This window comes from Caulobacter sp. GW821-FHT10A10 (assembly GCF_059415745.1).
In genome coordinates, this window is record NZ_JBWKNV010000002.1 from 502,597 (window position 1) to 515,331 (window position 12,735).

General features: G+C 70.1%; 14 protein-coding genes and 1 pseudogene. 7 read left to right on the forward strand and 8 right to left on the reverse strand.

Features of this window, described 5'->3' with window-relative positions; all coding sequences use genetic code 11:
* The first annotated feature begins 265 nt into the window (after nucleotides 1-265).
* From AC07NS_RS07225 to AC07NS_RS07250, 6 genes are all read left to right on the forward strand, one after another.
* Nucleotides 266-628: a DUF983 domain-containing protein gene (locus AC07NS_RS07225; protein ID WP_494602461.1), complete on the forward strand. Its 363-nt coding sequence runs from the start codon at nucleotides 266-268 to the stop codon at nucleotides 626-628.
* Nucleotides 621-1,322: an SURF1 family protein gene (locus AC07NS_RS07230; protein ID WP_494602462.1), complete on the forward strand. Its 702-nt coding sequence runs from the start codon at nucleotides 621-623 to the stop codon at nucleotides 1,320-1,322. Before AC07NS_RS07225 ends, AC07NS_RS07230 begins: the two co-directional genes overlap by 8 nt.
* The gene (thrC, locus tag AC07NS_RS07235) at nucleotides 1,322-2,719 is read left to right on the forward strand and encodes a threonine synthase (RefSeq protein WP_494602464.1); all 1,398 of its coding nucleotides are present in this window, start codon (nucleotides 1,322-1,324) and stop codon (nucleotides 2,717-2,719) included. Before AC07NS_RS07230 ends, thrC begins: the two co-directional genes overlap by 1 nt.
* A gap of 177 nt (nucleotides 2,720-2,896) precedes the next feature.
* Nucleotides 2,897-4,171: a M16 family metallopeptidase gene (locus AC07NS_RS07240; RefSeq protein ID WP_494602465.1), complete on the forward strand. Its 1,275-nt coding sequence runs from the start codon at nucleotides 2,897-2,899 to the stop codon at nucleotides 4,169-4,171.
* A gap of 37 nt (nucleotides 4,172-4,208) precedes the next feature.
* On the forward strand, nucleotides 4,209-4,787 hold the full coding sequence (locus tag AC07NS_RS07245; protein ID WP_494602466.1) for a GNAT family N-acetyltransferase: 579 nt from the start codon (nucleotides 4,209-4,211) through the stop codon (nucleotides 4,785-4,787).
* Between the two features lie 58 nt (nucleotides 4,788-4,845).
* The gene (locus tag AC07NS_RS07250; RefSeq protein WP_487292558.1) at nucleotides 4,846-6,513 is read left to right on the forward strand and encodes a putative bifunctional diguanylate cyclase/phosphodiesterase; all 1,668 of its coding nucleotides are present in this window, start codon (nucleotides 4,846-4,848) and stop codon (nucleotides 6,511-6,513) included.
* Between the two features lie 183 nt (nucleotides 6,514-6,696).
* On the opposite strand, the gene AC07NS_RS07255 is transcribed toward AC07NS_RS07250, so the two are convergent.
* The 7 genes and pseudogenes from AC07NS_RS07255 to AC07NS_RS07285 all read right to left on the reverse strand — a co-directional run bounded on the left by AC07NS_RS07255 (nucleotide 6,697) and on the right by AC07NS_RS07285 (nucleotide 11,077).
* On the reverse strand, nucleotides 6,697-7,536 hold the full coding sequence (locus tag AC07NS_RS07255) for an SDR family oxidoreductase (protein WP_494602467.1): 840 nt from the start codon (nucleotides 7,534-7,536) through the stop codon (nucleotides 6,697-6,699).
* A gap of 106 nt (nucleotides 7,537-7,642) precedes the next feature.
* A complete protein-coding gene (locus AC07NS_RS07260; RefSeq protein ID WP_494602468.1) occupies nucleotides 7,643-8,173 on the reverse strand; it encodes a YkgJ family cysteine cluster protein in 531 nt (176 codons plus the stop codon).
* On the reverse strand, nucleotides 8,170-8,631 hold the full coding sequence (locus AC07NS_RS07265) for a YkgJ family cysteine cluster protein (protein ID WP_494602470.1): 462 nt from the start codon (nucleotides 8,629-8,631) through the stop codon (nucleotides 8,170-8,172). The genes AC07NS_RS07260 and AC07NS_RS07265 overlap by 4 nt, the downstream gene beginning before the upstream one ends.
* Before the next feature lie 239 nt (nucleotides 8,632-8,870).
* Nucleotides 8,871-9,224 (reverse strand): VOC family protein, encoded by a 354-nt coding sequence (locus AC07NS_RS07270; protein ID WP_494602471.1) that lies wholly within the window; start codon nucleotides 9,222-9,224, stop codon nucleotides 8,871-8,873.
* Nucleotides 9,225-9,267: 43 nt separating this feature from the next.
* Nucleotides 9,268-9,927 carry a class I SAM-dependent methyltransferase gene (locus AC07NS_RS07275; protein WP_494602472.1) on the reverse strand — a complete coding sequence of 220 codons (660 nt, stop codon included), beginning with the start codon at nucleotides 9,925-9,927 and terminating at the stop codon, nucleotides 9,268-9,270.
* A 51-nt stretch (nucleotides 9,928-9,978) separates the two neighbouring features.
* A pseudogene (locus AC07NS_RS07280) lies at nucleotides 9,979-10,123 on the reverse strand (hypothetical protein); the annotation flags it as partial.
* Nucleotides 10,124-10,129: 6 nt separating this feature from the next.
* On the reverse strand, nucleotides 10,130-11,077 hold the full coding sequence (locus AC07NS_RS07285; protein WP_494602473.1) for a fatty acid desaturase family protein: 948 nt from the start codon (nucleotides 11,075-11,077) through the stop codon (nucleotides 10,130-10,132).
* A gap of 74 nt (nucleotides 11,078-11,151) precedes the next feature.
* Here AC07NS_RS07285 and AC07NS_RS07290 point away from each other — a divergent pair, with 74 nt between their 5' ends.
* Nucleotides 11,152-11,493: a lysozyme inhibitor LprI family protein gene (locus tag AC07NS_RS07290; protein WP_494602475.1), complete on the forward strand. Its 342-nt coding sequence runs from the start codon at nucleotides 11,152-11,154 to the stop codon at nucleotides 11,491-11,493.
* Between the two features lie 168 nt (nucleotides 11,494-11,661).
* Here AC07NS_RS07290 and ubiA read toward each other — a convergent pair whose 3' ends face one another.
* Nucleotides 11,662-12,588, reverse strand: coding sequence for a 4-hydroxybenzoate octaprenyltransferase (ubiA, locus tag AC07NS_RS07295; RefSeq protein ID WP_494602476.1), 927 nt, complete (start codon nucleotides 12,586-12,588; stop codon nucleotides 11,662-11,664).
* Nucleotides 12,589-12,735 lie beyond the last annotated feature (147 nt).

Genomic DNA, 12,735 nt, shown 5'->3' on the forward strand with positions numbered 1-12,735 from the left:
CTGCTTAGCAGGCTCCGGGGGTCGCCGCTTCCGAGAGGCCCGGAACGCCGACCAGCGTTCCGGGCCTTTTTCGTTTTCGGCGGAAGGGACCTATCCCGCTCCGCAACACAGCCGCCTCCCTGGGCCTCGTGCCCAGGGTCCATCGTTCCGCCGCTCAGACCGTGCAGGTCGATCTCCGTCTCGCCAGCTGACGCATGGATCCTCGCCACGAGGGCGAGGAAGGCGATAAGGAGGGGCGGCGAATTTGTCGGATGGTGCAGCACCCATGCCCAAGACCAACCCCTACGCCGCCGGCGCCGCCGGGCGTTGCCCCGTCTGCGGCGAGGGCTTCCTGTTCGAGGGCTTCCTCAAGATCGCGCCGCGTTGCGAGGCCTGCGGCTACGACCTCGCCAAGCTCGAGACCGGCGACGGGGCGTCGACCTTCGTCATCCTGATCGCCGGGTTCCTGTGCGCGTTCGGGGCGCTGTTCTCGATGTTCGCCTGGAACTGGCCGGTGTGGCTGCTGCTGGTGGTCTGGCTGCCGCTGACGGGTCTGGCCTGCCTCTTCCTGATGCGGCCGGCCAAGGGGTTGATGGTGGCCGCCCAGATCGCCAACAGGGCCTCCGAAGCGGGGCGCGACGATGTCTGAGGCTCCTGCCGCCCCGAAGAAGCCCGGCTTCCCGATCGGCCTGACGATCGCCACCCTGATCGCCTTCGCCATCCTCTGCGGCCTGGGAACCTGGCAGGTGAAGCGCCTGGCCTGGAAGGAAGACCTGCTGGCGCGGATCGAAAAGCTGAAGACGGCGCCGGCTGTGCCTATCGGTCCCGTCCTCGGTCGGGCCAAGACCGGCGAGGATGTCGCTTGGACGCGGGTCGAGACGATCTGCCGGCCGTTAACGCCGCCTGTGCCGGCGCCGCTGGTCTATGGGGTGCGCGACGGCGCCATAGTCTGGCGGCCTCAGTTGGTGTGCGGGCTAGACGCCGCGCCCTACGATGGGATCGTCATCGATCTCGGCGTGGCCGACGAACTGACGGGCCAGGTCAAGCCCGGGCACAGCCGGATGTTCGGCTACCCCCGGCGCGTGACCGGCGTGCTGGCCTCCCTGGCCCAACTCGGGGGGGATGAGCGCGCGCGGATCCTCCAGGAGGCCGCCTATGCCCGGCCGACCTCGTACGTCCTGATGGCTGAGACGATCACCCCGGCCCTTCCAGGCGTCACCCCCGCGCCCCTTCCGGCAGAAATTTCCAACCGGCACCTGGAATACGCGCTTACGTGGTTTGGTCTTGCCGTCACCCTGCTCTTTATCTATGCCGCCATGCTCTGGCGGAGGATGAGGCCCTGATGCGTTACGTCTCGACCCGGGGTGAGTCCCCCTCGATCGGTTTCCTGGACGCGGTGCTGGCCGGTCTGGCCCCCGACGGCGGCCTCTATGTGCCGGAAGCCTGGCCGACCTTCACGCCCGAAGAGATCGCCGCCTTCGCCGGCAAGTCCTACGCCCAGGTGGCCGCGGCCGTGCTCGGCCGGTTCGTCGGCGACGACATCCCGGCCGACGACCTGCAGACCATGTGCGACGAGGCCTACGCCAGCTTCACCCACGCGGCGGTGACGCCGCTGAAGCAGCTGGCCGCCAACCGCTACCTGCTGGAGCTGTTCCACGGCCCGACCCTGGCCTTCAAGGACGTGGCCATGCAGCTCCTGGGCCGGCTGTACGACTACGTGCTGTCGCGCCAGTCGCGGACCATGACCATCATCTGCGCCACCTCGGGCGACACCGGCGGCGCGGCCGTCGAGGCCTTCCGCGGCCGCAGCAACGCCCGCATCGTCGCGCTCTTCCCCGAAGGCCGGATCAGCGAGGTCCAGCGCCGGTTCATGACCACGGCGGAAGACGCCAACGTGTCGTGCGTGTCGGTGCAGGGCTCGTTCGACGACTGCCAGGCCATCGTCAAGCAGGCCTTCCAGGACGACCAGTTCCGCCACGCCGTTGATCTCTCCGGCGTCAACTCGATCAACTGGGCGCGGATCGCGGCCCAGAGCGTCTACTACTTCACCGCCGCCGTCAGCCTGGGCGCGCCGGCTCGCGAGATCGCCTTCGTCGTGCCGACCGGCAACTTCGGCGACGCCTACGCCGCCTTCGTCGCCAAGCAGTTGGGCCTGCCGATCGCCAAGGTCGTGGCCGCCACCAACAGCAACGACATCCTGGCCCGCGCCTTCGAGGACGGTCGCTATTCGCGCGGCGCCGTGGCCGCCACCCAGAGCCCGGCCATGGACATCCAGGTCGCCTCCAACTTCGAGCGCCTCTATTTCGAGGCCGTGCGCCGCGACGGCATCGAGACCGGGCGGGCCTTCCGGGGCTTCGCCACCACCGGCGTGCTCGACATCCCGCCCAGCGCTCACACGATGATGCGCGAGCTGTTCGCCGGGGCCTCGGTCAGCGAAGCCGACACCGCCAAGACCATGCTGGCCACGCTGAACGAGACCGGCGAGGTCGTCGATCCGCACACCGCCGTCGGCCTGGCCGCCGCCGCCCGCCTGCGCCTGGAAGATCCCACGACCCCGGTCGTGGTGCTGTCCACCGCCCACCCGGCCAAGTTCCCCGAAGCCGTGCTGGCCGCCACCGGCGTCGTCCAGGGCGTGCCGCGCGGCGCGCCGGACCTGTCGGCCAAGCCCGAACGCTTCGACCGCCTGCCGGCCGACGCGACGGCGGTGAAGGCTCACGTGCGGGCGTTCGCGGGGAAGTGAAGCTAAGACCCTCCCCCTGAAGGGGGAGGTGGCCCGGAGGGCCGGTGGGGGAAGTCCCTGCTGACTTGGTGGGACCTGCTGGCTCACAAGCTACGTCCCCCTCCGTCGGCTTCGCCGACACCTCCCCCTTCAGGGGGAGGGTCGCTTTCGGGCGCTTACGCGTCTACACGGAGGGAAATGACCCTTCCGACCCTCCATACCCTGCCCAATGGCGTCCGCGTCGTCTGCGATCCGATGCCGGGGCTCGAGACCCTGGCGCTTTCCGTCGTCGCCGGGCGCGGGGCGGCCTATGAGGATCCGGCGCGGTCGGGCTGGTCGCACCTGCTCGAGCACATGGTGTTCAAGGGCGCGGGCGGGCGCAGCGCGCGCGACATCGTCGAGGTGGTCGAGGCCCAGGGCGGCCAGATCAACGCCGCCACCGGCTATGAGCGCACCAGCTTCCAGATCCGCGCCCTGAAGGGCGGCCTGCCGCTGGGCGTCGAGGTGATCGCCGACCTCGTGCGCCGGCCGACGCTCGACGCCGCCGACCTCGCCCGCGAGAAGCAGGTGGTCGCCCAGGAGATCGCCGAGGCCGCCGACGCGCCCGACGACTACGTCTTCGACCTGCTGCAGAAGGGCGCCTGGGGCGACCATCCGGTCGGCCGGCCGATCCTGGGCACGGTCGACACCGTCGAGGCCGCGACGCCGGAAGCCCTGTCGGACTGGCGCGCCAGCCTCTACGCCGCCGACCGGCTGATGGTCAGCGCCACCGGCGCGGTCGAGGAGGCTGAGCTGCTGGACCTGGCGGAGAAGGCCTTCGGCGACCTGCCGGCCACGCCCGGCGCGCCGGTTCCCGATCCGGCCCCGTTCGTCGGCGGCGCCTTCGCCGAGACCCGCAAGCTGGAGCAGGCGCATCTGGTGCTGATGCTGCCGGCCGCCGGTTCGCGCGACGACGACTATTTTGGCCTGCGGGTCTTCGCCGAGGCTCTGGGCGGGGGCATGTCGTCGCGGCTGTTCCAGGAAGCCCGCGAAAAGCGCGGTCTGGCCTACAACATCGACGCCTACGCCGACACCTATGCCGACATCGGGGCGCTTGGCATCTACGCCGGCTGCGCGGCCAAGGACGCAGGGCAAACCGCCCAGGTCTGCGCCGAGCAGTTGCTGGCCCTGGTCGAGCGCATCGACGAGGCCGAGCTGGCCCGCTGCAAGGCCCAGCTGAAGGCGCACATGTTCATGGCCCGCGAGCAGCCGCTGGCCCGCGCCGAGCAGGCCGCCGGCCAGGCCCTGACCTTCGGCCGATTGTTCTCGCCCGCCGAGCTGGCGGCCGGTGTCGATGCGGTCGGCGCCGCCGACATCGCGCGCCTGGGCCGGCGGATGCTGGCGCCGGAGAAGGCCGCCACGGCGGTCCTGGGGGCCAAGGGCGCGCTGGGCGCGGGGGAAATCTTCCGGCGGACGTTGTTCGGCGGACAATAAGCCGCAATGGTGCGGCCCTGCTGTTCGAGACCCGTCTTTGTCCGCCATTCTCCGCCTTCTCCGCATCGACCAGGGCCCGCGCATCGAGGGTGATCGGGTCTATCTGCGCCTGCCGCGCCTGGCCGATCACAAGCCGTGGGCGGAGCTGCGCGGCGGCTCGCGCGCCTTCCTGACGCCGTGGGAGCCGACCTGGCCGGCCGACGACCTGACGCGGGCCGCCTTTCGCCAGCGGCTGGCCGCCTACGCCCGCGAACTCGAACTGGGAGAAGCCTTTCCGTTCTTCGTGTTCCGGAAGTCGGACGACGCCATCGTCGGCGGCGTGCGGCTGTTCAACATCCGCCGGGGCGTCGCCCAGACCGGAGTGGTCGGCTACTGGGCCGGCGAGGCGCATGCGGGGCAGGGCTATACGAGCGAGGCGGTGCGGGCGGTGATCGATTTCGCCTTCGGTCCGCTGGGCCTTCACCGGCTGGAAGCGGCCTGCATGCCGCATAACGCGCGCTCGGCCGGCCTGCTCACGAGATGCGGGTTTTCCGAGGAGGGATATGCGCGCGCTTATCTTAAAATTAACGGCGAGTGGCGAGATCATCGTCTGTTCGGGTTGATTGCTCCGTCGTGAGTTTCGCCTGGACCGCACGCCGTCCATCCATGGGGGATCGGGCGGCGCGGGAACGGGCATGTCTTTCAAGGTAGCCGAGCGTAGGATCTGGGACGCGACGACCACGCTGGAAGCGTTGGGCGCCGCTGAGGTCGCGCTGTGGCACTGGGACCCCGAGACCGACCGGCTGCGCATCAACGGCGCGGCCCGGGCCCTGGGCCTGTCGCCCCTGGCTCCCGAATGCGCCTCGGCCGCTTTCCGCGCCCTGGCCCTGCCGCAGGACCGCGCCCAGGCCGAAGAACTGCTGCGGGTGCGCGAGGCCGGCTCCGAGATCGTGGTGCGCATGCGCATGCGCGGCGGCGAGACCTGCATCTGGCGGGGCGTCTGGCTGGAAGAGGGCCTGCGCGCCGCCGGCGTCATCGCTCCGGAAGTGAAATTCGCCGCCTCGGGCAAGGACGACCTCACCGGCCTCCTCGACCGCCGCAGCTTCATCGCCCGCGCCCGCGAGCGTCTGACCCACACCGGCGTGCACGAGCTGGTGGTCGCCGACCTCGACCGCCTGCGCCGCCTGAACGAGGCCCTGGGCCACGAGCGCGCCGACCTCGTTCTGGCCGCCCTGGGCTCACGCCTGGCCGCCGCCTTCCCTGAGGGCTCGATCCTGGGCCGCATCGGCGAGGACGAGTTCGCCGTGCTGTGCGAGCCGCACGGCTACGAGCCGGCCGAGCTGCTGCGTTCGGCGCTGGAACAGCCGCTGCGCATCGCCGGCTTCGACATCCACCCGACCCTGACCATCGGCGCCGTCTCGGCCGAGGGCGGCGAGGACGCGCCGGAGGCCGCCGAGCTGGTCCGCCGGGCCGAGCTGGCCGTCGAGGCCGCCGCCGCCAACGGTCGTGGCTCCGCCGCCGCCTATGGCCGCTCGATGGAGACCGACGGCCTGTCGCGCCTGGCGCTGGAAGCCGACCTGCGCGGCGCCATCGGCCGTGGCGAGATCATCCCCTATTTCCAGCCGGTCGTGCGTCTGTCGACCGGCGCCCTGTCGGGCTTCGAGGCCCTGGCGCGCTGGATCCACCCGCGCCGCGGCCTGCTGCCGCCCGACGAATTCCTGCCGCTGATCGAAGAGATGGGCCTGATGGCCGAGCTCGGCGAGCACATGATGCGCAGCGCCGGCAAGCAGCTGGCGGCCTGGCGTCACACCCACCCGGCCGTCGGCGCCCTGACCGTCAGCGTCAACCTGTCGACCGGCGAGATCGACCGTCCGGGCCTGGTGCACGACGTGGCCCAGGTGCTGCGCGAGAACGGCCTGCCGCGCGGGGCGCTGAAGCTGGAAGTCACCGAAAGCGACATCATGCGCGACCCCGAGCGGGCCGCGGTGATCCTGCGCAGCCTGCGCGAAGCGGGCGCGGGCCTGGCGCTGGACGACTTCGGCACCGGCTTCTCGTCGCTGTCCTACCTGACGCGCCTGCCGTTCGACACGCTGAAGATCGACCGCTACTTCGTGCGGACCATGGGCGGCAACGCCGGCTCGGCCAAGATCGTCCGCTCGGTGGTCAAGCTGGGCCAGGATCTCGACCTGGAAGTGGTGGCCGAGGGCGTCGAGAACGCCGAGATGGCCCACGCGCTGCAGAAGCTGGGCTGCGACTACGGCCAGGGCTTCGGCTACGCGCCGGCCCTGTCGCCGCAGGAGGCCGAGGTCTATCTCAACGAGGCCTATGTCGACGGCGCCGCACCGGTGAAGGCGCGGGGCTGAGGCTCCGCACCTTCGCCCACTAACTCCCGTCATTCCCGCCCTTGTGGCGGGAACCCCTCTGTCAGCTGCAAGGGCGAATGGGGCGGCGTGCTAAGCACGCCGCTGGCGCTTCACGTGCGAGCGGAACCAGGGCTTCCCGCCACAAGGGCGGGAATGACGGGAGAAAAGGGGGAGGGGAGCCGCTCACCCCTTCGCCAGATCCCCGTAGAGCCAAGCCGCGGTCACCCCGCCGTCCATCAGGATGTCGCTGCCGGTGATGAAGCCGCCGTCGGGGCCCATCAGCAGGGCGCCGACCGCCCCGACCTCGTCGGGCGTTCCGGCGCGTTTCGCCGCCGATCCCTCGATCATCCGGCGATAGCCTTCGCCCCGCGGACCGGTGAGTTCGTCGCGGGCCAGGGGCGTCATGACGATGCCGGGGCTGATGGCGTTGATCCGCGCGCCGCGTTGGCCCCAGCGCACGGCCTGGGCCGCCACGCGCAGCGAATTGCCGCGCTTGGAGAGTTGGTAGGCGTTCAGCGGATCGGTGACCTGGTCCGGGGCCAGGAAGGGCAGGGCCAGCAGGTCTTCGGTCGGGGTCGCGGCCAGGGCGTGGTTCTGCTCAAGGCTGAGCGGCGGCAGGCGGTGGCCCGACTGCGATGCGATGGCGACGCCGCTGCCGCCGGGGGCGATCACCTCGCCGAACAACTCCAGCACCAGGGCCGTACCGTAGAGATCGACCTTGAGGATCACCTCGGGCGGCGCCTGGCTGGGCGAGACGCCGGCGGCGTGGATCAGGCCGGTGACCGCGCCCAGGGCCGTGGCGGTCGCCACCAGGGCCTGCACGCCCTCCCGCGAGGCGACGTCGACCACGGCGATGTGGGTCTCGTAGCCGGCGTCGGCCAGCACCTCGGCGGCGGCCTGCGCATTCTCGCGCTTCATGTCGGCCAGCAGCACGCGCTTGCCGACGGCCACGCGCCGGGCGATCGCCTGGCCGATCTGGCCGGCCCCGATGACCACGATGACGTCGCGCTCGGCTTTGCTCATGGGAGCCTCTCCTTGGTTCAGGAGGCCCAGATAACGCTCTTCAGGCGATGGGATTAGCCATGGGCTTGTCCATGGGCTGCTGAACCTGTTTCAGCAGTCAGGGAGATCAGCCCTCGGCGTCGCTCAACACCATGGCGAAGGGGACCTGGGCGCCGTCGCGGTTCACATAGCCGCTGACCAGCTTGTGGCCGGGGTTCAGCACGCCCAGGTCCACGTCCTCGGTGGGGAAGACCACGGTGCGGCGGTCGCCGACGCAGACCACCAGCTCGTAGCCGTCATAGGCCCGCTGCGACATGGCCTTGATGCGGCGGTAGTAGGGCTCGCGCTTCCAGGCCGCCGGCTTGCCCGGATCGACCACCACGTTGAGGCGCTTTCCGTCGCGGTCGGAATACATCAGGAAGCCGGCCTTGTCGGGCCGCCAGGTCTCGTCGAGCTTTTCCGAGGTCAGCCACAGGCAGTGAAAGCCCCGGCAGGCGCCCGGACGGGTCTCGTAGGAGCCGCAGCCGCCGCTCTTCCTGAAGTGGCCGCACCAGACGCCGTCGGGCTTGTTCAGCTCGTCGATGGCCAGCACCTTGCAGCACATGCCGCAGGAGCCGCAGGCCTTGCCTGGGGCGGGGCCGGGGACGACGTCGGTCATTGGGCGGCTCCCGCGAAGGGCTTGGCAGCCATGTCGCGGACGATCCCGAGATCGACGTCGCCGTCGGCGCGGATCTCGAAGGCGCGCGGGCCAACCAGCACGTTGAGGGTCAGGCCGCCGGCCGCGCCGCGCCGGGCCCAGTCGCGAAAGGTGGCGTGGTAGGGGGCCTTGCGCCAGGCCTGGGGCTGGGCGGGATCGACCTCGACGATCAGCCGCCGGCCGCCGTCCTCGCGGTGCAGGACGAAGCGGGCGCGGTCGGGCCGCCAGTCGTCGCCCAGGCCCTCGGCGTTCAGCCAGTAGCAGGAGAAGTCGGCGCAGGCCTTGGGGCGGTCGGCATAGATCGCGCAGCCGGCGCCTTTGCGGAAGTGGCCGCACCAGGCGTGCGGCGCCTTGCCGATGGCCTCGACGCCCATCAGCTTGCAGCACATCCCGCAGTCGCCGCAGCTCCGCTGGCCCACCTGGATTCCCCAATCGTCAGGGTGCGGAACTTAGCCAGGGTTTGTGACGGTTTTTCAGGTTCCAGATGCTCCCCCTGAAGGGGGAGCTGTCGCGAAGCGACTGAGGGGGAAGGAACCTCCCCCTGTGGGGGAGGCGATCGCGCAGCGATCGGTGGGGGGAAGGCCATCCGCCCCCTCGCAAGCTGAAAACGGCCCCCCTCCGGCCCTCCGGGCCACCTCCCCCAGAGGGGGAGGATCGCTTATTCGAACCCCGTCGCGCTCCACACGGCCAGTTCGTTGCCGGCCGGATCCAGGAAGTGGAAGCGCCGGCCGCCCGGAAATTCGAAGATCGGCTTCACCACCACGCCGCCGGCCGCCGTGACCTTGGCCTCCATGGCTTCGAGGTCGTTGGCGTACAGCACCACCAGGGGCTTGGCCGGTTCCTCGGTGACGTCGCCGACGAAGCCGCCGTCGGCGCCCTGGCCCTCGAAGGCCGCGTAGTCGGGGCCGTAGTCGGTGAAGGTCCAGCCGAAGGCGGCCGAATAGAAGGCCTTGGTGGCCGGCAGCTCGCCGCCCGCCCACTCGATATAGTCGATCTTGCCGTCCTCGCGCATGGGCGTGTTCCTCAGAATGTTCTCATTCTGTTCTAGTTTGGCGTCAGGGCAGAGTCCAGACGCTGGTGCGCTTCACCGCCAGGTCTTCCAGTTCGCGGGTAGTGGGCACCTGGTATTCGGCCAGCTTCACCAGGCCGTCCTTGGGGAAGTAGGTGCGGCCCGGATCGCCGACCAGCACCGCCGCCCCGGCCGCGCGGCCCTGGGCCAGCCAGGCCATGACCGCCTTGGCCATCGGACCCTCGTAGCAGATGTCGCCGGCCAGCAGCACGTCGGCGGCCGGCGGCGGGGCGTCCAGCAGGTTCTGGTCGGTGAAGGCGATCTCGACCCCGTTGGCCTCCGCGTTCATCGCCACGGCGGCCTCGCAGAAGACGTCGATATCGGCCGCCAGCACGCTCTTCGCGCCGGCCTTCATGGCCGCGACGGCGACGATGCCCGAGCCGGTGGCGAAGTCGATCACGCGCTTGCCGCGCACGATCTCCGGATGGTCGAGCACATAGCGCGCCAGGGCCTGGCCGCCTGCCCAGGCGAAGGCCCAGAACGGCGGCGGCAGGCCGATCTCCTCCAGCGCCTCTTCCGTCAGCTTCCAGATCGGCGTGATTTCGTCGGCCAGGTGCAGCAGCAGTTCGGGCGCGTGCGGCGTGGGCAGCAGGCGGGTGTTGTCGCGAATGAAGGCCCGGCGGCCTTCCAGGGTCTGGACGATCATGAGGCGGTTAGAGCATCGGCGCGAGAGCCAGGCCAGTAGAACCCAAACCTATCCTCCCGTCATTCCCGCCCTTGTGGCGGGAACCCCTGGTTCCGCTCGCAGGTGAGGCGCCAGCGGACTGCTCAGCAGTCCGCCCCTCCCGCCCTTGCGGCTGATAGAGGGGTTCCCGCCACAAGGGCGGGAATGACGGGAAAATATAGAGTCAGGCCACCTTGCTCGACGCCGCCTTCAGCACCGTCAGGTATCCCGGCGCGTTCAGCATGCCCTCGGTCAGCCCCTTCTCGACCAGCAGCCGGTGCGCCCGGGGCAGGTTCCAGCAGGGCACGTGCATGAAGAGGTGGTGCTCGGCGTGGAAATTGACGTGGTAGGGGGCCACGAGGGCCCGCTCGAGCCAGTTGGCCTTGGTGGTGCGGGCGTGGCGGAAGGGGTCGGGCTCGTCCTTGGCCACCAGGGCGTGCTCGGCGATGTTGCGCAGCCGGGTGACCAGCGGGAACCAGGTGGCCATCGGAACCAGCCACAGTGCGAACCACGCCCACCACAGGCCGACGGCGCTTAGCGCGACCAGCATGGCCAGGTTGATCAGCAGGAACCGCTTCTGGCCCGCCGCGGCGCGGGCGAAGATCGCGCCCGGCGCCTGGCCGTGCTGGCGCTTCTTCAGGCCCGCGAGGATCGGCCCGAACCGCTGCTTGAAGAAGGTCTGGCCCGTCAGGTCACGGATGATCTTGCGGCGCAGGGAGGCCCGGGTAGTCGGGAACGGGGCCGACAGGACGAGGTCCGGATCCTCGGCCTGCTGGGCGAACTTGTGGTGGGTCAGGTGATAGGGGCGGTAGGCGTTCAGCGACGCGCCCAGCGGGGCTGCGCACAGCCACTCGCCCAGCCAGTCGTTGACCTTGAGATTGGGGTGCAGCCCGCCGTGGGCCGCCTCGTGCATCAGGATCGCCAAGCCTAGCTGCCGCGCGCCGATCAGCATCACGGCGACGAGGTAGGTCAGCGGGTTGGGCCAGACCACGAAGAGCGCCCCGGCCAGCAGGATCACGCCCCAGGCGTGGGCGACCATGGCGATCCCGCGCCAGGAGGAGCGGCGCGACAGGCGGGCCCAGTCTTCCGGACAGAACAGCTCCTGCGGCTTGATGCGAGCGGCGACGGCCATGGAACGGATCATCGCACATTCAGGTTCTGGCCGACAGAATGCCGTTAGGTCAGGTCCTTTTCCGGAGGTTTTTCATGCGCTTGCCCATCATCGTCGCCCTTGCCGCGCTTGGTTTCGCCGGCGCTTCGCACGCCGCCAGCTTCGACTGCGCCAAGGCCAGGCGGGCCGACGAGCGGGCGATCTGCGCCGACCGCAGCCTCGACAACAAGGACGTGCGGATGAGCGTGCTCTACGACGTCAACAAGCGCACCATGGGCATGGGCGCGCGCGGGGCGCTGATGGACGAGCAGCAGGCCTGGCTGAACGCGCGGGCGGGCTGCAAGGCCAACCGGGCGTGCCTGGCGCGGGTTTACGACCGCCGCCTCGGCGAGCTGGAGCGGTCGATGGAGCGGATCTATCGAGCGGGGCCGTTCTAGTTTTTCCTTCTCCCCTTGCGGGAGAAGGTGTCGGCGATAGCCGACGGATGAGGGGTCTCTCAAAACTCCAACGCCTCGCCCGGTCGATCGGTCGTCGCGGCGGACAGGGCTATCGACCCCTCACCCGACCCGCTTCGCGGGCCACCCTCTCCCGCAAGGGGAGAGGGATCAAAAGCCCGCCGGCGTCCACGCGCCCGCCACCAGCGCCAGCACCAGGATCGCGCCGGCCTGGGCGTTGGACTTGAAGAGCTTCAGCGCGCCCGGCCCGTCGTCGAGCTTCACGGCGACGGCTTGGCGGGAGAGGTGCAGGCCGAACAGGCCCAGCAGCGGCAGGAACAGCGGTCCCAGGCCTCCGACCCAGGCGGCGGCGAGGGCCAGCACGAAGGCCAGGACGTAGAAGATCGCCACGCCCTGGCGGACCTTGGCGCCCAGGCGGCGGGTCGATGACTTCACCCCGGCCAGGGCGTCGTCCTCGATGTCCTGGATGGCGTAGATGGTGTCGTAGCCCAGGGTCCAGAAGATCCCCGAGGCGTAGAGCAGCGCGGCCGACCAGCTCAGCGAATGGGTGGCGGCGGCGTAGCCCAGCAGGGCGCCCCAGTTGAAGGTCAGGCCCAGCCACGCCTGTGGCCACCAGGTGATGCGCTTCATGAACGGATAGCCGGCCACCAGCAGCAGCGAGGCCACCCCCAGACCGATCGCCAGCCAGCCCAGGCAGATCAGGATCAGGAAACTTGTCAGGCTGCAGCCCACCAGGAACAGCCAGGCCTGCTTGACGGTGATCAGGCCGGCCGGGATCGGGCGCAGGGCCGTGCGGGCGACCTGGGCGTCGAAGTCGCGGTCGACGATGTCGTTGAAGGCGCAGCCGGCCGCCCGCATCAGCGCCGCCCCGACGAAGAAGGCGATCAGCAGCCAGGGATTGGGCAACTGGCCCTTTTCCGCTGCGGCCAGGGCGATGCCCTGCCAGCCCGGCAGCATCAGCAGCCAGATGCCGGCCGGACGGTCGAACCGACCCAGCTTCAGCCACGGCCGCAGGGGCGGGGGCGCGTAGCGGTCGACCCAGTTGGCGGCGGCGGCGTCGGGCAGGATGGCGGTCATGGCCCTGGATTAGACCGCCGGACGCTCCGGGTCGAGGCGTGGCCGTTCAAGACCCGGTCTATGCCTCTGCCTAGAGTTCGATAGATCGAGCCGATCTTGTCGGAAAAAACGATCAATTGGATTTATCGAACGCCGCCTGGGACAGTG

Excerpts from the sequence above, each read along its gene's own strand:
- AC07NS_RS07290 (WP_494602475.1), top strand. The coding sequence starts at position 11,152 with ATGCGCTTGCCCATCATCGTCGCCCTTGCCGCGCTTGGTTTCGCCGGC.
- AC07NS_RS07275 (WP_494602472.1), bottom strand. The coding sequence starts at position 9,927 with ATGATCGTCCAGACCCTGGAAGGCCGCCGGGCCTTCATTCGCGACAAC.
- AC07NS_RS07240 (WP_494602465.1), top strand. The coding sequence starts at position 2,897 with ATGACCCTTCCGACCCTCCATACCCTGCCCAATGGCGTCCGCGTCGTC.
- ubiA (WP_494602476.1), bottom strand. The coding sequence starts at position 12,588 with ATGACCGCCATCCTGCCCGACGCCGCCGCCGCCAACTGGGTCGACCGC.
- AC07NS_RS07285 (WP_494602473.1), bottom strand. The coding sequence starts at position 11,077 with ATGGCCGTCGCCGCTCGCATCAAGCCGCAGGAGCTGTTCTGTCCGGAA.
- AC07NS_RS07255 (WP_494602467.1), bottom strand. The coding sequence starts at position 7,536 with ATGAGCAAAGCCGAGCGCGACGTCATCGTGGTCATCGGGGCCGGCCAG.
- AC07NS_RS07230 (WP_494602462.1), top strand. The coding sequence starts at position 621 with ATGTCTGAGGCTCCTGCCGCCCCGAAGAAGCCCGGCTTCCCGATCGGC.
- AC07NS_RS07260 (WP_494602468.1), bottom strand. The coding sequence starts at position 8,173 with ATGACCGACGTCGTCCCCGGCCCCGCCCCAGGCAAGGCCTGCGGCTCC.
- AC07NS_RS07225 (WP_494602461.1), top strand. The coding sequence starts at position 266 with ATGCCCAAGACCAACCCCTACGCCGCCGGCGCCGCCGGGCGTTGCCCC.
- AC07NS_RS07250 (WP_487292558.1), top strand. The coding sequence starts at position 4,846 with ATGTCTTTCAAGGTAGCCGAGCGTAGGATCTGGGACGCGACGACCACG.
- AC07NS_RS07270 (WP_494602471.1), bottom strand. The coding sequence starts at position 9,224 with ATGCGCGAGGACGGCAAGATCGACTATATCGAGTGGGCGGGCGGCGAG.
- thrC (WP_494602464.1), top strand. The coding sequence starts at position 1,322 with ATGCGTTACGTCTCGACCCGGGGTGAGTCCCCCTCGATCGGTTTCCTG.